The sequence below is a fragment of the Janthinobacterium sp. SUN128 genome, from assembly GCF_030587275.1.
In the GTDB taxonomy this organism is placed as follows: Bacteria; Pseudomonadota; Gammaproteobacteria; order Burkholderiales; family Burkholderiaceae_D; genus Janthinobacterium; species Janthinobacterium lividum.
Genome location: NZ_JAPWHY010000001.1, coordinates 1,492,336 through 1,507,975, shown reverse-complemented (window position 1 = coordinate 1,507,975; position 15,640 = coordinate 1,492,336). Strand labels below are relative to the sequence as shown.

14 protein-coding genes are annotated in these 15,640 nt (G+C 66.0%); 9 read left to right on the top strand and 5 right to left on the bottom strand.

Going from position 1 to position 15,640, the window contains the following annotated elements; all coding sequences use genetic code 11:
* Positions 1 to 13: 13 nt before the first annotated feature.
* The 8 genes from O3297_RS06775 to O3297_RS06740 all read left to right on the top strand — a co-directional run bounded on the left by O3297_RS06775 (position 14) and on the right by O3297_RS06740 (position 11,135).
* Positions 14 to 1,309, top strand: coding sequence for a TIGR03087 family PEP-CTERM/XrtA system glycosyltransferase (locus O3297_RS06775; RefSeq protein ID WP_305048146.1), 1,296 nt, complete (start codon positions 14 to 16; stop codon positions 1,307 to 1,309).
* Positions 1,306 to 2,880, top strand: a complete 1,575-nt coding sequence (xrtA, locus tag O3297_RS06770) for an exosortase A (protein ID WP_305048145.1) — start codon at positions 1,306 to 1,308, stop codon at positions 2,878 to 2,880. Before O3297_RS06775 ends, xrtA begins: the two co-directional genes overlap by 4 nt.
* On the top strand, positions 2,870 to 4,072 hold the full coding sequence (locus tag O3297_RS06765; protein WP_099387718.1) for a TIGR03088 family PEP-CTERM/XrtA system glycosyltransferase: 1,203 nt from the start codon (positions 2,870 to 2,872) through the stop codon (positions 4,070 to 4,072). The genes xrtA and O3297_RS06765 overlap by 11 nt, the downstream gene beginning before the upstream one ends.
* Positions 4,073 to 4,082: 10 nt before the next feature.
* Positions 4,083 to 6,044, top strand: a complete 1,962-nt coding sequence (locus tag O3297_RS06760) for an XrtA/PEP-CTERM system amidotransferase (protein WP_305048144.1) — start codon at positions 4,083 to 4,085, stop codon at positions 6,042 to 6,044.
* A 3-nt stretch (positions 6,045 to 6,047) separates the two neighbouring features.
* Positions 6,048 to 7,286 carry a TIGR04063 family PEP-CTERM/XrtA system glycosyltransferase gene (locus O3297_RS06755; protein WP_305048143.1) on the top strand — a complete coding sequence of 413 codons (1,239 nt, stop codon included), beginning with the start codon at positions 6,048 to 6,050 and terminating at the stop codon, positions 7,284 to 7,286.
* The gene (locus O3297_RS06750) at positions 7,283 to 9,718 is read left to right on the top strand and encodes a glycosyltransferase (RefSeq protein WP_305048142.1); all 2,436 of its coding nucleotides are present in this window, start codon (positions 7,283 to 7,285) and stop codon (positions 9,716 to 9,718) included. The genes O3297_RS06755 and O3297_RS06750 overlap by 4 nt, the downstream gene beginning before the upstream one ends.
* 84 nt (positions 9,719 to 9,802) lie before the next feature.
* On the top strand, positions 9,803 to 10,519 hold the full coding sequence (locus tag O3297_RS06745; RefSeq protein WP_305048141.1) for a hypothetical protein: 717 nt from the start codon (positions 9,803 to 9,805) through the stop codon (positions 10,517 to 10,519).
* A 1-nt stretch (position 10,520) separates the two neighbouring features.
* Positions 10,521 to 11,135: an RES family NAD+ phosphorylase gene (locus tag O3297_RS06740; RefSeq protein ID WP_305048140.1), complete on the top strand. Its 615-nt coding sequence runs from the start codon at positions 10,521 to 10,523 to the stop codon at positions 11,133 to 11,135.
* A gap of 481 nt (positions 11,136 to 11,616) precedes the next feature.
* On the opposite strand, the gene O3297_RS06735 is transcribed toward O3297_RS06740, so the two are convergent.
* The 3 genes from O3297_RS06735 to O3297_RS06725 all read right to left on the bottom strand — a co-directional run bounded on the left by O3297_RS06735 (position 11,617) and on the right by O3297_RS06725 (position 12,855).
* Positions 11,617 to 12,027 (bottom strand): hypothetical protein, encoded by a 411-nt coding sequence (locus O3297_RS06735; protein ID WP_305048139.1) that lies wholly within the window; start codon positions 12,025 to 12,027, stop codon positions 11,617 to 11,619.
* Positions 12,028 to 12,157: 130 nt separating this feature from the next.
* Positions 12,158 to 12,625: a MepB family protein gene (locus O3297_RS06730; protein WP_305048138.1), complete on the bottom strand. Its 468-nt coding sequence runs from the start codon at positions 12,623 to 12,625 to the stop codon at positions 12,158 to 12,160.
* On the bottom strand, positions 12,622 to 12,855 hold the full coding sequence (locus O3297_RS06725; protein WP_070254460.1) for a hypothetical protein: 234 nt from the start codon (positions 12,853 to 12,855) through the stop codon (positions 12,622 to 12,624). Before O3297_RS06725 ends, O3297_RS06730 begins: the two co-directional genes overlap by 4 nt.
* A gap of 97 nt (positions 12,856 to 12,952) precedes the next feature.
* Between O3297_RS06725 and O3297_RS06720 the strand changes: the two genes are divergently transcribed.
* Positions 12,953 to 13,315, top strand: coding sequence for a TfoX/Sxy family protein (locus O3297_RS06720; protein ID WP_305048137.1), 363 nt, complete (start codon positions 12,953 to 12,955; stop codon positions 13,313 to 13,315).
* On the opposite strand, the gene O3297_RS06715 is transcribed toward O3297_RS06720, so the two are convergent.
* Positions 13,304 to 14,308 carry a 2-hydroxyacid dehydrogenase gene (locus O3297_RS06715; RefSeq protein WP_305048136.1) on the bottom strand — a complete coding sequence of 335 codons (1,005 nt, stop codon included), beginning with the start codon at positions 14,306 to 14,308 and terminating at the stop codon, positions 13,304 to 13,306. The genes O3297_RS06720 and O3297_RS06715 overlap by 12 nt on opposite strands.
* 101 nt (positions 14,309 to 14,409) lie before the next feature.
* Complete coding sequence (locus tag O3297_RS06710) at positions 14,410 to 15,603, bottom strand: hypothetical protein (protein WP_305048135.1); 1,194 nt, start codon at positions 15,601 to 15,603, stop codon at positions 14,410 to 14,412.
* Between the last annotated feature and the right edge of the window lie 37 nt (positions 15,604 to 15,640).

The following is a 15,640-nucleotide window of genomic DNA, read 5'->3' as shown; positions in this document are numbered from 1 at the left end:
GACGGGACCCGCCATGCGTGAACTCTTATTCCTCGCCCACCGCCTGCCGTATCCGCCCAACAAGGGCGACAAGATACGTTCGTGGCACATTCTGCAATACCTGAGCCGGCATTTCCGCGTGCACCTGGGCTGCTTCATCGACGATGAAGACGACTGGCAGCATGCGAAAACCGTGGCCGCCCTGTGCGCGAGCACGCGCTTCATCGCCTTACGGCGCGGCACGGCCCGCTGGCGCGCCATGCAGGCACTGCTGTCGCGCCAGGCCATGAGCGTGCAGTACTACCGCGATGCGCGCCTGCTGCAATGGGTCGACGGCTTGCTGTCGGGCGGCAAGGTGCGCCACGCGCTGGCCTTTTCCGGGCCCATGGCGCAATACATCGACGGCAGCGCGGGCCGCGCCCTGCACCGCGTGATCGATTTCGTCGATGTCGATTCCGACAAATGGCGCCAGTACGGCGACAGCAAGCCCTGGCCCATGTCGCAGCTGTACCGGCGCGAAGCACATCTGCTGCTGCAGTACGAGCGCCATATCGCCCAGCAATTCACGGCCGCCAGCTTCGTCTCGGCGGCCGAAGCGGCCCTGTTCCGCCAGTGCGCACCGATGGCGCGGCGCAAGACTGGATACGTCAATAACGGTGTCGACACGGCGTATTTCACGCCCATGCCGGCCCAGACTGGCGTGTATCCACCGGGGGTGCAGGCGCTGGTGTTTACGGGCGCCATGGATTACTGGCCGAACATCGACGCCGTGCAATGGTTCGTGCGCCACGTCTGGCCCGCCCTGCGGCGCCAGTTCCCCCAGTTGCAGTTCTATATCGTCGGCAGCGCGCCCGTGCCCGCCGTGACGGCGCTGGCGAAGGTAGCTGGCGTGGTGGTGACGGGCAAGGTGCCCGACATCCGGCCCTACCTGGCCGGCGCAGCCTTGGCCGTGGCCCCCCTGCGCATTGCCCGCGGCGTGCAAAACAAGGTACTGGAAGCGATGGCGATGGGCAAGATCGTGCTGGCCACGCCGCAGGTGCTCGAAGGCATCGCCGCCCAGCCGGGCCTGGAACTGCTGCTGGCGCGCGACGATGCCGAATTCATCCACCATGCCGCGCGCGTGCTGCGCCATGCCCAGGATGGCGCGGCCGAAGGCAGCGGCGCGGCCATCGGCGTGGCGGCGCGCCAGCTGGTGTTACAGGATTACGACTGGGAACGCAACCTGCGCGGCCTGGGCGCCATGCTGGGTGTATCGGCCGAGACCGGTACGAATACGCCTGCCAGCGGCGGCGCCGCGCCTTTGCTGCCCGTGCGGGAGCCATCCACATGAGTCTGCAACTCGACCAGCTGGCCCGCTTGCCGGATACGGCCGTCTGGCCGCACGGCCAGGACCGGCAGCAAGCGTTGATGCTCCTGCTGCTGGCCCTGGCCGCCGTCGTGCTGCTGTACCACGCCACCTTCTGGTCGATGGTGGAACTGTGGTCCCGCTCGCAAACCTTCGCGCACGGCTTCCTGATCGTGCCCATCAGCTGCTGGCTGGCCTGGCGCCAGCGCGCCCGCCTGGCCGCGCTGGCGCCCCAGCCGTCGCGGCAGGGCTTGCTGCTGCTGGGCGCGCTGGGCCTGGCCTGGCTGCTGGCCGACGCCGCCAACGTGCCCGTGGTGGAACAGTATGCGGCCACCGCCATGCTGCCCGCCTGCGTGCTGGCCATCCTCGGCTGGCCGGCCGTGCGCCTGCTGGCGTTTCCACTCGCGTATCTGTTCCTCGCCGTGCCGTTTGGCGAAGTTTTCCTCGATCCCCTGATCGACTTCACGGCCGCCTTTACCGTCACCGCGCTGCAATGGACGGGCGTGCCCGTGTTTCGCGATGGCAGCAGTTTTTCATTGCCCACAGGGAACTGGTCAGTGGTGGAAGCGTGCAGCGGCTTGCGCTACCTGATCGCCGCGCTGGCCCTGGGCGCCCTGTTCGCGCATGTCAACTTCCGCAGCACGCGGCGGCGCCTGGCCGTCATGGCCGCCGCGCTGCTCGTGCCCATCCTCGCCAATGGCGTGCGCGCCTACCTGATCGTGATGCTGGGCCACCTGAGCAACATGCGCCTGGCCGTGGGCGTCGACCACCTGATCTATGGCTGGCTGTTCTTCGGCCTGGTGGCGTTGCTGCTGTTCTGGCTGGCCGCGCGCTGGCGCGAATTGCCGCTGGCGCGCGCCGTGCCGCCAGCCCGGCCCGGCGCCAACATCGCTGCGGCCAGCCCGCGCGCCGCCGTGCGCGCCAGCATCGCCTGCCTGCTGCTGGCGGCGCTGTGGCCGGCATTGGCGCTGGCCAGCCACCGCGACGACAATGCCAGGCTGCCAGCCATCGTGCTGGCCTTGCCCGATCCGCCCGCCTGGCGCCGCCTGCACGCTGCGGCAGCGCCGTGGCAAGCGCCATATGCGGGCGGGCCCGCGTTGTTTGCCGCCACGTATGCGCGCCAGGACGGCGACGGCGCGCCCGTGGGGCTGCAACTGCACTGGTATGCGCGCCAGGCGCGCGATGCCGAACTGCTGACCCATCTATCCTCGCCATACGGCGCGCGCTGGACGCCATTGGCGCAGCGCGTGCAGCACGTCAACCTGGCCAGCGGTTCCATGGGCGTGCGCGAAAGCGTGCTGGCCCACGGCGGCGAGCGCCTGCTGGTGTGGCGCGTGTACCGCCAGGGCGGCATGATCACGGCCAGGCCCGTGCTGGTAAAACTGCTGCTGGCGCAAGCCAAGCTGCTGGGCAGGCGCCAGGATGGTGCCGACATCATCGTCTTTGCCGTCTACGACGAGCTGGCGCCGCCACCGCGCGCGCACCTGCAAGCCTTCCTGCGGGCGGCCCTGCCCGTCATCGAACAACGCTTGCAGGAGTTGCCGCATGGCCCTTGACCTCGTTAGCGGCGGCACGCAGGCGGCCAGCGCCGCCCCCCTGATCGTGCACGTGATCCACCAGCTCGACGTGGGCGGGCTGGAAAACGGCCTCGTCAACCTGATCAACCATTTACCGCCTGAACGCTACCGGCACGCCATCGTCTGCATGAAGAATGCCACCGCGTTTCGCCAGCGCCTGACCACCCCCGGGGTCGACGTCATCAGCCTCGACAAGCGCGAAGGCAAGGACTGGCGCCATTACCTGCACCTGTACCGCGTGCTGAAACAGCTGCGCCCGGCACTCGTGCACACGCGCAACCTGGGTTGCCTCGAAGCGCAATTGCTGGCCTGCCTGGCCGGCGTGCGCCTGCGCGTGCATGGCGAGCACGGGCGCGACATGAGCGACTTGCACGGCACCCGCCGCAAATACCGGCTGCTGCGCAAATGCATGCTGCCGCTGGTGCAGCACTTCATCGCCGTCAGCGCCGACCTGGGGCAATGGCTGGTCGATGCCATCGGCGCGGCGCCCGCGCAGGTGTCGCACATCGGCAATGGCGTCGACAGCGTGCAATTCCATCCGCGCCTGGGCCCGCCGGCCGCCGTGGGCCCGCCCGGCTTCCTGTGCAATGGCGCCTTCGTCATCGGCAGCGTGGGCCGCATGGCGGCCGTCAAGGACCATGCCTCGCTGGTGCACGCCTTCATGCTGTTGCTGGCGCAGCCGGGCGCCCGCGCGCGCCTGCGCCTGATCATCGTCGGCGACGGACCGTGCCGCCAGGCTTGCCTGGATCTGCTGCGGCAGGCCGGCGTGGCCCATCTTGCCTGGCTGCCCGGCGCGCGCGACGACGTGGCGCAGCTGCTGCGCGCCATGGACCTGTTCGTGCTGCCATCTCTGGCCGAAGGCAGCTCGAACACCATCCTCGAAGCGATGGCGACGGGGCTGCCCATCGTCGCCACGCAAGTGGGCGGCAATGCGGAACTGGTGCAGTCGGGCTGGAGCGGCACCCTGGTGCCGCCCGGGTCGCCCGAGATGCTGGCCGACGCCATGCTCGACTATTACAGCATGCCCGAACTGGGCCCGCGCCACGGCGCGCGCGGGCGGCGCCAGGTGCTGGCCGAGCACAGCCTGCCCGCCATGGCCTGCGCCTACCTGGCCGTGTACGACCGCCTGACGGGCGCGCGCCAGCCCTCCCCCCTGTCCACCATTCCCTGAAAGGCCTCCCATGTGCGGCATCAGCGGCATCTTTGATTTGCAGGGCCAGCGCGACATCGACGTGCTGCTGCTGGCGCGCATGAACCACAGCCTGCGCCACCGCGGGCCGGACGAAGGGGGCTTGCACCGCGAGCCGGGACTGGGCCTGGCGCACCGGCGCCTGTCCGTGATCGACCTGGCCAGCGGCCAGCAGCCGCTGTTCAACGCCGACCGCAGCATCGCCATCGTCTTCAATGGCGAAATCTATAACTATCGCAGCCTGATGGCGGAACTGCGCCAGTTCGGCCATCCCTTCCGCACCAGCAGCGACACGGAAGTCATCGTCCACGCCTGGGAGCAATGGGGCGAGCAATGCGTGCAGCGCCTGCGCGGCATGTTCGCCTTCGCCCTGTGGGACCGCCGCCGCCACCTGCTGTTCCTGGCGCGCGACCGCCTGGGCGTCAAACCCCTGTATTACGGCGAGGCGCAGGACGGCACCCTGCTGTTCGGCTCCGAACTGAAAGCCCTGCTCGCGCATCCGGCCATGCCGCGCGCGCTCGACCCGCTGGCCGTGGAAGAGTATTTCGCTTACGGCTACGTGCCCGAGCCGCGCAGCATCTTCCAGCACGCGCGCAAGCTGCCGCCCGGGCATACGCTGTCGATTCGCGCCGGCCAGCCGCTGCCCGCGCCGCAATCGTACTGGGACATCCCGTTCACGCCGAATCCGCCCGCCAGCGAGGCGCAGGCGGCCGACGAATTGCTGGCGCGCCTGCGCGAAGCCGTGCGCATCCGCATGGTGGCCGAAGTACCGCTGGGGGCCTTCTTGTCCGGCGGCGTCGATTCGAGCGCCGTGGTGGCGCTGATGGCCGGAGCCAGCGCCACGCCAGTCAACACGTGTTCCATCTCGTTCGGCGACCCGGCGTACAACGAAGCGCGCTACGCCGACCTGGTGGCGCGCCGCTACGCCACGGCGCACCACGCGCGCCAGGTCGAGCAGGACGACTTCGAGCTGATCGACCTGCTGGCCAATTTGTACGACGAACCGTTCGCTGACAGTTCCGCCATGCCCACCTACCGCGTCTGCCAGCTGGCGCGCCAGCGGGTCACGGTGGCCCTGTCGGGCGACGGCGGCGATGAAAGCCTGGCCGGCTACCGGCGCTACCGCCTGCACACGCGCGAGGAAAAGGTACGCAAGGCGATGGACCCGCTGCTGCCGGCCGGCTTGCGCCAGTCGCTGTTCGGCACCCTCGGGCGGTGGTACCCGAAGGCCGACTGGGCGCCCCGCTTCCTGCGCGCCAAGACCACCTTCGAAGGCCTGGCGCGCGACACGACGGACGCGTATTTTCACGGCGTCAGCCTGCTGGGCGACGCCATGCGCGCGCGCCTGTTCAGCCCCGAGCTGCGGCGCAGCCTGCACGGCTACCGCGCCGTGGAAGTGCTGCGCCGCCACGCGCTGGCCAGTCCCGCGCAGGATCCGCTGTCGCAAGTGCAATACCTGGACTTGAAAACCTACCTGCCCGGCGACATCCTGACGAAAGTCGACCGGGCCAGCATGGCGCATGCGCTGGAAGTGCGCTCGCCGCTGCTCGACCATGAACTGGTGGCGTGGATGTCCGGCCTGCCGCCGCAGTTCAAGCTGCGGCGCGGCGAAGGCAAGTACCTGCTGAAAAAAGCCCTGCGCCCGCTGCTGCCGGACAGCCTGCTGTACCGCCAGAAGATGGGCTTTTCCGTGCCGCTGGCCGACTGGCTGCGCGGCCCGCTGCGCCAGCGCCTGCACCAACGGCTGCTCGGTCCCACCCTGGCCCAGTGCGGCCTGTTCGACATGGACTACGTGCGCCTGCTGCTGGAACAGCACGCGAGCGGGCGGCGCGACTACAGCGCGCCCCTGTGGGCGCTGCTGATGTTCGAAGCGTTCCTGCGCCAGGTTGCAACGGGGTCAGACCCGACTGATCGGACCCCAGCCGTCCCTGTAGCCGCCGCCGTCCCAGGTTAATCCATGCGCATCCTGCACATCCTCGACCACTCGCTGCCCCTGCACAGCGGCTACACCTTCCGCACGCTGGCCATCCTGCGGCAGCAGCGCGCGCTGGGCTGGCACACCATGCAGCTCACCAGTGCCAAGCAGGGGCCGTCGGATGGCGCGCAGCAGCTGGTCGACGGCTGGCATTTCTACCGCACGGCGCCCGATGCACGCTGGTGGGCGCGCCTGCCCGTGCTGCGGCAAGCGGCTGTCATCATCGGCCTGGCCGTGCGCCTGCGCCGGCTGGCGCAGCGGATCAAGCCCGACATCCTGCATGCGCATTCGCCGGCCCTGAACGCCATCGCGGCCCTCAACGCGGGCCGCGCGCTGGGCATCCCCGTCGTGTATGAAGTGCGCGCTTTCTGGGAAGACGCGGCCGCCGACCATGGCAGCAGCCGGCCCGGCGGCCTGCGCTACCGGCTCACGCGCGCGCTGGAAACCTACGCGCTGCGCCGCGCCGATGCCGTCACCACCATCTGCAACGGCTTGCGGCGCGAGCTGTGCGCGCGCGGCGTGCCCGCGCATAAAATCACCGTGATTCCGAACGCCGTCGATGCGGGCGCCTTCAGCGTCACGGCGTCCGGCGACCTGTGGCTGGCGCATAAACTGGGCCTGCATGGCCATCTGGTTCTCGGCTTCATCGGCTCGTTCTATGCCTACGAAGGACTTGCCCTGCTGCTGCGCGCCATGCCGCGCCTGCTGGCGGCGCAGCCGGCATTGCGGCTGCTGCTGGCCGGCGGCGGGCCGCAGGAAGCGGCGCTGCAGGCGCTGACGGCGCAACTGGGCATAGCCCACGCGGTGGTCTTCGCGGGCAGAGTACCGCATGCGCAGGTGGCCGCCTATTATCAGCTGGTCGACATCTGCGTGTATCCGCGCCTGCCCATGCGCCTGACGGAGCTGGTGACGCCCTTGAAACCGCTCGAAGCGATGGCCCAGGGCCGCCTGGTGGTGGCGTCCGACGTGGGCGGCCACCGCGAACTGGTCGAGCATGGCAAGACGGGCATGCTGTTTCGCGCCGGCGACGCCGAGGCGCTGGCGCAAGCCATACTGGCTTTGCTGCTGGCGCCCGCCAGCTGGCCGGCGCTGCGGCGCCAGGCGCGCGCCTTCGTCGAGACGGAGCGCAGCTGGGACGCCAGCGTGGGCCGCTATGCGCCCGTGTATGCGCGCGTGGCGGCGGCCCGCATGGCGGTGAGTGCGGCCGGAGTCATGCCATGATCTTCACGGGCCTGCGCATCGCGCTGGTCGGTCCGCTGCCGCCGCCGGCCGGCGGCATGGCGAATCAGACGGCGCAACTGGCGCGACTGCTGCGCGACGATGGCGCACAAGTGCAGCTGCTGGCCGTCAACGGCCCCGCGCTGCCGCCCTGGCTGGCGCGCATCCGCTACCTGCGCGCCGCGCTGCGCCTGCCCCTGCTGCTGTGGCGCCTGTGGCGCGCGGCCAATACGGTCGACCTGTTCCACATCATGGCCAATTCCGGCTGGTCCTGGCACCTGCAGGCGGCGCCCGCGCTGTGGATCGCCAGCCTGAAAGGCAAGCCTGCCCTGCTCAATTACCGGGGCGGCGAAGCGGCCGCCTTCTTCGCCCGCTCGCCGCGCCTGGTGGCGTTCAGCCTGCGCCGCGCCAGCGCCATCGTCGTGCCCTCGGCCTACCTGGCCGGCATCTTCGAGCAATATGGCCATACGGCCCACATCGTGCCGAACGTGGTGGACTTGCAGCGCTTTGCGCCGGCTGCGCCACGTGCGCCGTCCAGGGACGGCCCGTGCATCCTCGTGGCGCGGCACCTGGAAAGCCTGTACGACAACGCCAGCGCCGTGCGCGCCTTCGCCATCGTGCGCGAGGCTTTTCCCGCGGCGCGCCTGGTATTGGCCGGCGGCGGGCTGCAGCGCGCGGCGCTGGCGCATCTGGCCAGCTCCCTCGGCGTGACGGATGTCGTGCGCTTCGCCGGCCACGTCGACAATGCCGCCATGCCCGCGCTGTACCAGGCAAGCGACATCGTCCTCAATCCCAGCCTGGCCGACAACATGCCCAATTCCGTGCTCGAGGCGCTGGCCTGCGGCGTGCCCGTCGTCAGCACCAACGTGGGCGGCATCCCCGCCCTGCTGCAGGATGGCGTGACGGCGCTGCTGGTGCCGCCCGGCGAGGCGCCCGCCATGGCGCAGGCCATCCTGGCGCTGCTGCGCGACCCGCCGCGCGCGCGGCAGCAAGTGCAGGCGGGCCTGGCGCACGCCGCCACCTTCGGCTGGCCCGGCATCGCGCCCAGGCTGGCCGCGCACTACCGCCGCATCCGCGCCGCACCGCGCCCCGGCGCCTACACGCGCTGCGTCGCCCGCTGGCTATTCCCCCTGCATGAATGGTGCAAGGGCCACCACAGCGCGCGCCTGCTGCGCCGGCTGGAACGCTCGCAATGGTGGAGCGCGCAGCAGCTGGAAGCGTGGCAGCTGGCGCGTCTGCGCGCGCTGCTGCGCCACGCGGCCAATCACGTGCCGCATTACCGGGCACTGTTCGCCCGCAGCGGTTTCGACCCGGAACAGGTGCGGCAACTGAGCGATCTGTCGCGCCTGCCGCTGCTGCGCAAGGGCGATATCGCCGCCGCGCGCGACAGCTTCAAGTCGGCCCGCGCCGTGGGCTTGCGGCCGTTCGCCACGGGCGGCTCCAGCGGCGAGCCGCTGCAGTTTTTCCTGGGACGGCGCAGGGTCAGCCACGACATCGCCGCCAAGTGGCGCGCCACGCGCTGGTGGGGCGTCGACATCGGCGACCGCGAAGCCGTGCTGTGGGGTTCGCCCATCGAGCTGCATGCGCAAGACCGCGTGCGCCGCCTGCGCGACGCGCTGCTGCGCACCACCCTGCTGCCCGCGTTTGCCATGTCGCCCGCGCGCCTCGATGGCTATGTCAGGCAGTTGCGCCGCTGGCGTCCGCGCATGCTGTTCGGCTATCCGTCGGCCCTGTGCCGCATCGCCAGCCACGCCAGCGCGCGCGACCTGCCGCTCGACGGCCTCGGCGTGAAAGTGGCGTTCGTCACGGCCGAACGCCTGTACGACGAGCAGCGCGCGCAGATCGCCGCCGCCTTCGCCTGCCCCGTCGCCAACGGCTACGGCGGGCGCGACGCGGGCTTCATCGCCCACGAATGCCCGGACGGCGGCATGCACATCACGGCCGAAGACATCATCGTGGAAATCCTTGATGGCCAGGGCCAGCCGCTGCCGCCGGGAGTCACGGGCGAAATCGTCGTCACCCACCTGGCCACGCAGGATTACCCGTTCATCCGCTACGCCACGGGCGACGTGGGCGCGCTGGGTACCGAACCGTGCGCCTGCGGCCGCGGCCTGCCCCTGCTGCAGAGAATCGAAGGCCGCAGCACGGATTTCCTCACGGCGGCCGATGGCACCGTCATGCATGGCCTGGCCCTCGTCTACATCGTGCGCGAACTGCCGCAAGTGCGCAGCTTCAAGATTATCCAGGAAAGCCTGCTGCGCACGCGCGTGCTGCTGGTCTGCCTGCCTCGCCTGGATGACGCCACCCGCGCCGCCATCGTTACCGGCTTCCAGGCCAGGCTGGGCGCGCAAGTGGACATCGCCATCGAGGAAGTCGACGAGATTGCGGCGGAGGCGTCGGGGAAGTACCGGTATGTGGTGAGCGAGGTGGCTTGACGCCGATACGCCATGACAGATAGTTGTTTTGGTTGTCGATATCAAATTTTGGAGTAGAATTTGGTATCGTAACTGGAGGGTGTCATGGCAAAGTTGGAAGCGCCAAAGCTGGCGAGGGCGAAGAGTACGCATCGAATGGCGGTATCTGACGCGAGCAAGGTCTTGGGTGATTCGATCAAGAAAATCAGGGCGAAAGGTATCGACCTTGGCGAGGGCTACGTCCTGGTCAAGATACGGCGCACCAAACGGTCAGCCCAGCCTGCGCGTGGTGCAGATATGGCATTTGTACCGCAACAGCTGCCGGGCGTACCTGCCGTGTCCCATGCCGATCTCCAGGAACTGATCCAACGATACCAGCGCACGCATGCAATACAAGCTCAAGCTGGCGCAAGTACGGTGCCGCCAGCGAACCAGGCATTTCTTGATCAGTTTTCCCACCAGGAACTGGAAAGGTATGCGCGCCTTGAAAAGAAAGGTGAACTGATCGACTCCCGGACACTGGCCGGGCAGATGGGCGTGACACGGCAGGCGATCAGCAAGGCGGTGACGGAGCAGCGGATGTTTTCTCTCGATAGCGTCGCAGGCAAGAAACTTTACCCTGCCTTCTACGCCGATCCTGCGCTGAACCGCCGGCAGCTCGGCAAAGTCAGCAAGGAATTGGGACATTTGGCCGGTTCCAGCAAGTGGCAATTCTTCACCCATCCGCGCATGTCGCTCAATGGCAGCAGTCCGATCAATGCCTTACGGAAAGGAAGATACGCCGACGTCGTCGCTGCAGCGATAGCGTTCCGAGAGGCATGATATGGCGGCGACCAGGCTGAAGCCGCCTCCAACAGTGCTGGCAACGAGCGCCACGCTTCCCGTTGTCGGGCTGCCAGTGCCCTGCCTGTACCGCATCTCGGGTCATGCGACTGGCGAACCCTATTTCGGTTGCAGCGGAGGAAATCGCTTTGATGCGCCAGGTTGCAAGACAGGCAATCCGGAGTACGGTACTTGCTATCTGGGGCTGAGCTTTGAAGTCGCGCTGGCTGAGTCCCTGTTGCACGATGCGGTACCTGTGAAGGGCGCATTTCCTATCGCAAAATCCGAGATTGACCGCCGATGGGTACATCAATTCAGTGGCGATTTGAGATTGTTTGACCTGACGGGCCATTTGCTTAAGCAAATGGGAGGACATGCGGGATTGACAGGCACATCAAGTTATATCCAGCCTCAGCAGTGGGCGCTGGCCGTGTATCGCAATCCGCTCCGGGTCGATGGTTTCCTGTATATGTCGCGTCATCTTACGAATGAAAAAGCCGTCGTGATATTCGATCGCGCCAAGCTCCATCTCACCGCTGCGGGCGAACCTGTCCAGCTGATCGCAGCACCGAAAATGCCGGATGCCATGCGCCTATTCAATATCACTCCTGCGTGATATGGCCAACGGTCAGAGAAAAAACAAAAGCCCTGCCTGCTGTCGGAAGTTGTGTTCGCTGCGTTGGCGATCCATTTATTTGCAGAAGCAGACGTGAAATTAGAAATATGATTGCGTCCTGTTGGATGGAGAGCCCATCCCTGATGCAGGCTCAGGCTTGCGAAGCCTTCTGATTTTCTACACGCTTTAGTCCTATCGATAACCCTACGCATCCACTACCAACGGCAAGCAAGAAGTAAGAGTCGACATCTGATATGCCGGCACTTTCCGCCTCATCAAGTAAGCCATCCCCGAGCCTTTTCCACACCTCCGACTTTTCTGGCGTAGTAATGGTATCAAGCATGCCGATGACTCTGTTTAATATCTCTGGCCTGGTTCTTGGCATAAGAATTAACACGACATCAATCAACTTCTTCAGTTTTGTTACATTCCCCATAACCTCTCCGTTCTTTTAGATTCTGGATGAGAGTACATCGCACACTCAGTTTGCCGTACAAACACCCATTGCTTGTGTCTCGCCTGACATATTTGTGAGATTAAATGAAACAAGAAACATTTCATGCTTAGTCATTAATTGTTTGATTTTTTTAGTACAAACTTTGGACTGCCAAATCTCAGTGCGTCCCAGATTTGCCAGGAACTTTACCCTGTCGACATCGGCGCCAGGCTCCGACATGAATTCGGCAGCATCTGTCGAAAATTTCAGCACATAGGACAGCCTGGGCTTTTCTAAAGTCTGTACCAATGAGACATAGCTCATTTTTGCCTCGAACGAAGCAACAACGTCGTTTCCGTAAGTATTCAACTCCTCTGCAATTTTTCCAGGATCTGGAGAACAACCAATTAACGATAGCAAAGAAAAGAAAGCCCAGTATATTTTTAATTTATTCATATTGCATTTTTCAGAAAAGAGATTTTCCCCAGCACATATTGATCCCTCATGCTGCCGTTCACGCTAAGTATATAACTGTGACGAGGGTGCGTATATACCAAGACCCAACCAGCTAATATTCACGCCAAGTTCAGCTTTGCAACAGGCAAGCAATCCCGGGCAGCTCATCTTGATCCACAAACCATTCCCCCTGCCAGCGCTGCGTGCGCTGCGCCTGAGTGGACTCCGGCGCGCACCACGGCGGATACACGCGCAGCGCGCGCTTGCCGCCCTGGCTGGCGCGCGACATCACGCCCCGTTCCAGCAGCACGCTGCGCGGGAAAATGAAGAAGCCGTGCCGCGCGCCATCGTCGTCGGCCACGGCGATGATGACGATGTCGACGGGATCGACTTCGTCCAGGGGAGCGATGTCGGCGTCAGGATGGGGGCGCTTCCAGACGGTGACGAACTGGCCGGTTTTCGTCGGCGTGGTTTTCGCCACGCGCAAGACCAGGCGCTTGCCGTGCATGTCGGCGCGGCAGGCGCCGTAGTCCGCGCTTTCCGCTTCCGGCACGGGGGCTTGCGGCAAGCCCAGGAAAGCCCAGGGACTGGCCTTCATTGCGCGCTGAACTCGGCTGCGGCCTTGGCCGCCCACAGCGCTTCGGCGTGGCTGGCGAACGGGCTGTCGTAGCCATCGACCTTGCCATCCTCGTCGACAAAGTACAGCCACCAGCCGTCGGCCTGCTCGCGGATGGCCGTGTGGCCGGGGGCGCAATGGGTTTCGATGGCGTCGCCTGCGGCCAGGGTGGTAATGCTGATGCCGCGGTGAATAATATGCTCGGGTGTCATGGAAAATAGGTCATGCGAAAAAATCAATGGCCGTAGTGTAGCCGCGCCGGCGAATCCTTGCCAGTGCGCTACACTGTTCTTTCACACGGAGGACGACATGGCATCACAGCAAGGCACGGTGGATTTTTTGCTCGACCAGATGGCGGGCGCGGGCAGCCTCAGCGCAAAGAAAATGTTCGGCGAGTACGGTCTGTATTGCGAGGGCAAGATGTTCGCCATCGTCGCCGACGACCAGCTCTTCATCAAGCCGACGGATGCGGGACGCGCCTGGATCAGCGCACAAGGCACGCTGCAGGAAGCGCCGCCTTATCCGCAAGCCAAGCCGTATTTCCTCATCGATGGCGGGCTATGGGATGAGCGCGACTGGCTCAGCCAGCTGGCGCGGCGCACGGCCGACGCCTTGCCGCTGCCGAAACCCAAGCCGCCGCCCAAGCCAAAAAAACAGGTGTCAGCTGGCTAGTACGCTGTTCTCGCAAGCCTTGCCCTGACGGAAGCACGCGAGGTTGTGATATGTGATGGCGGCGATCTCGCGCAGCGCTTCGATGGTGAAGAAACCCTGGTGGCCCGTCACCAGCACGTTCGGGAACGTCATCAAGCGCTGGAAGATATCGTCGTCGATGATGTCGGACGAGCGGTCCTGGAAGAACAGATTGCTTTCCTGCTCGTACACGTCGATGGCCAGGGAGCCCAGCTGGCGCGATTTGAGCGCCTCGATGACGGCGCCCGTGTCGATCAGGCCGCCGCGCGAGGTATTCACCAGCATGGCGCCCTTCTTCATCAGCGGCAAGGTAGCTTCGCTGATCATGTGGCGCGTGCTGTCCATCAAGGGGCAATGCAGCGAGACGATGTCGGATTCGGCCAGCAGTTGCGGCAATTCCACCATCGTGCCCAGCTGCGCGAACGCGGGCGCCGGATACGGGTCGTGGCCCAGCACCGTGCAACCGAACCCTTTGAAGATGCGCGCCGTCGCCAGGCCGATCTTGCCCGTGCCGACGATGCCGACCGTCTTGCCGTGCAGTGTCGCGCCCAGCAAGCCATCGAGCGAGAAATTGCCTTCGCGCACGCGGGCGTAGGCGCGGTGCGTGTGGCGGTTCAGGGTTTGCACGAGGGCCAGCGTGTATTCGGCCACGGCTTCCGGCGAGTACGCGGGCACGCGGGCAACGAACAGGCCCAGCCGCCTGGCCGCTTCCAGGTCGAGGTTGTTGTAGCCGGCGCAGCGCAGCAGGATGGCGCGCACGCCGTAGCCATGCAAGGCTTCCAGCACGGACGCGTCGAGCACGTCGTTGACGAAGACGCACACGGCGTCGGCGCCTTGCGCCAGGACCACGGTTTCCTGGCTCAGCAAGGCGCTGTGGTAGACCAGTTCGATGCCGGCAGCGTCGGGCTGGGACGGCAAGGCTTCATCGAAGAAACGGCGGTCGTAGGGCTGGCTGGCAAAGAAGGCGATTTTCATGGGGAGTCCTGGAACTTGCTGGATGGCAAAACATCATCATAGCGCATGCGCCCTGCCCCACGCTGTACGCCTGGCACCTGGCACCTGGCGCCCGCCGCAGGCTATTTGGGTTCGCGGGGCAAGGTCAGCACATGGCGCAGGTAGGCCGTTTCCTCGGCATGCTGCGCGTGGTAGCGCTCGCGCGCGGCGCGCGTGGCCGCCTGGTGGGCCGCGATGCTTGCCGGCGTCAGCTCGACACCGAAGTCCGCCGGTGGCGGCACGGCGCCGCCGAACAGGCGCGCCAGGATGAAGCGGCCCACATTCTCGCGATAGTGAGATGCTTCCCAGTAATAGCGCATCTCGCGCGCGCCCGTCACTTGCGGGATCGGTTCGCTGGTGATGCTGTTGAAACCGGAAAAATCAAGCAGGCGCACGTCGCAGCCCAGGCGCCGGTGGCGTCCGACCATTTGCGCCAGGTCGCGCTGCCATGTTTCCATGGCATCCCATTTGCCGCGCCAGTACAGGGCGTCCAGCGTGAGGGCGTGCGTGGGATTGATGTACAGGCGCAAGCGCGTGCCGCCACGGCACAGTTTCCCCACGCTCGTATCGAAGGCATGCAGGGCCGGTTCGGTCGGCCCCAGGCCGTCGCCGAATTCCTGCAGGCGCGGCGTGAAGGCGCGCGCCGTACCGACCCAGCCATGGTTGCGGGCGGTGATGCAGGACTGATCGCGCTGGCCATGCAGGGCCAGGCTGGAGAGGCAGGCGCCGTCATAGCTGCCGCTGAGGATGCGCCAGGTGTCGCGCGTCATGTCCACTGTCAGGCCGCGCTTGATGTTGAGCAAGGCGCGCCGCGCGAAAAAGGCAGGGCCGCCGTCCGTCAAGCCCGGCTCCACGCCGGCCGAGCCCAGCTCCAGCGAAAACGAAGGAGCGTCGATGCCCCACACGAGAGTGTCGACATGGCTGACCCTGGCCGCGTGTTCGGCCAGGCGGATGGCGTCGCCGATCGAGGCGCCCGAGACGGCGCTGTTGAAGACGCTCTTGCCATCGAACAAAGTACGCATACTGCTGGCCGGCAAGCCCATTTCCGTGCGCGAATTGCCGATATACACGACGGCGGGCCGGTAGCGCGCCACGGCATACGTCTTGCCCCACACTGCGAGCTTTTCATACGTGGGACGCAGGCGCTGCACCAGGGGGCTGTCCCACTGGTGCAGCAGATACGGGTCCACGCGGTAATTGACGGCGGAAACGAGTGCCAGCGCGGCCAGCACGCAGGCAAAGAAGATGGCGAGGTAGCGGCGGGCGGAGGTATCCATGGTCAGCACGGGAAGTAGCAACATGAGTAGAGAAATG

What these genes read in the sequence shown, in the direction of transcription:
- O3297_RS06710 (WP_305048135.1), bottom strand. Translation starts at nt 15,603, where the DNA reads ATGGATACCTCCGCCCGCCGCTACCTCGCCATCTTCTTTGCCTGCGTG.
- O3297_RS06760 (WP_305048144.1), top strand. Translation starts at nt 4,083, where the DNA reads ATGTGCGGCATCAGCGGCATCTTTGATTTGCAGGGCCAGCGCGACATC.
- O3297_RS06730 (WP_305048138.1), bottom strand. Translation starts at nt 12,625, where the DNA reads ATGAAGGCCAGTCCCTGGGCTTTCCTGGGCTTGCCGCAAGCCCCCGTG.
- O3297_RS06715 (WP_305048136.1), bottom strand. Translation starts at nt 14,308, where the DNA reads ATGAAAATCGCCTTCTTTGCCAGCCAGCCCTACGACCGCCGTTTCTTC.
- O3297_RS06735 (WP_305048139.1), bottom strand. Translation starts at nt 12,027, where the DNA reads ATGAATAAATTAAAAATATACTGGGCTTTCTTTTCTTTGCTATCGTTA.
- xrtA (WP_305048145.1), top strand. Translation starts at nt 1,306, where the DNA reads ATGAGTCTGCAACTCGACCAGCTGGCCCGCTTGCCGGATACGGCCGTC.
- O3297_RS06775 (WP_305048146.1), top strand. Translation starts at nt 14, where the DNA reads ATGCGTGAACTCTTATTCCTCGCCCACCGCCTGCCGTATCCGCCCAAC.
- O3297_RS06740 (WP_305048140.1), top strand. Translation starts at nt 10,521, where the DNA reads ATGGCGGCGACCAGGCTGAAGCCGCCTCCAACAGTGCTGGCAACGAGC.
- O3297_RS06750 (WP_305048142.1), top strand. Translation starts at nt 7,283, where the DNA reads ATGATCTTCACGGGCCTGCGCATCGCGCTGGTCGGTCCGCTGCCGCCG.
- O3297_RS06720 (WP_305048137.1), top strand. Translation starts at nt 12,953, where the DNA reads ATGGCATCACAGCAAGGCACGGTGGATTTTTTGCTCGACCAGATGGCG.
- O3297_RS06765 (WP_099387718.1), top strand. Translation starts at nt 2,870, where the DNA reads ATGGCCCTTGACCTCGTTAGCGGCGGCACGCAGGCGGCCAGCGCCGCC.
- O3297_RS06745 (WP_305048141.1), top strand. Translation starts at nt 9,803, where the DNA reads ATGGCAAAGTTGGAAGCGCCAAAGCTGGCGAGGGCGAAGAGTACGCAT.
- O3297_RS06755 (WP_305048143.1), top strand. Translation starts at nt 6,048, where the DNA reads ATGCGCATCCTGCACATCCTCGACCACTCGCTGCCCCTGCACAGCGGC.
- O3297_RS06725 (WP_070254460.1), bottom strand. Translation starts at nt 12,855, where the DNA reads ATGACACCCGAGCATATTATTCACCGCGGCATCAGCATTACCACCCTG.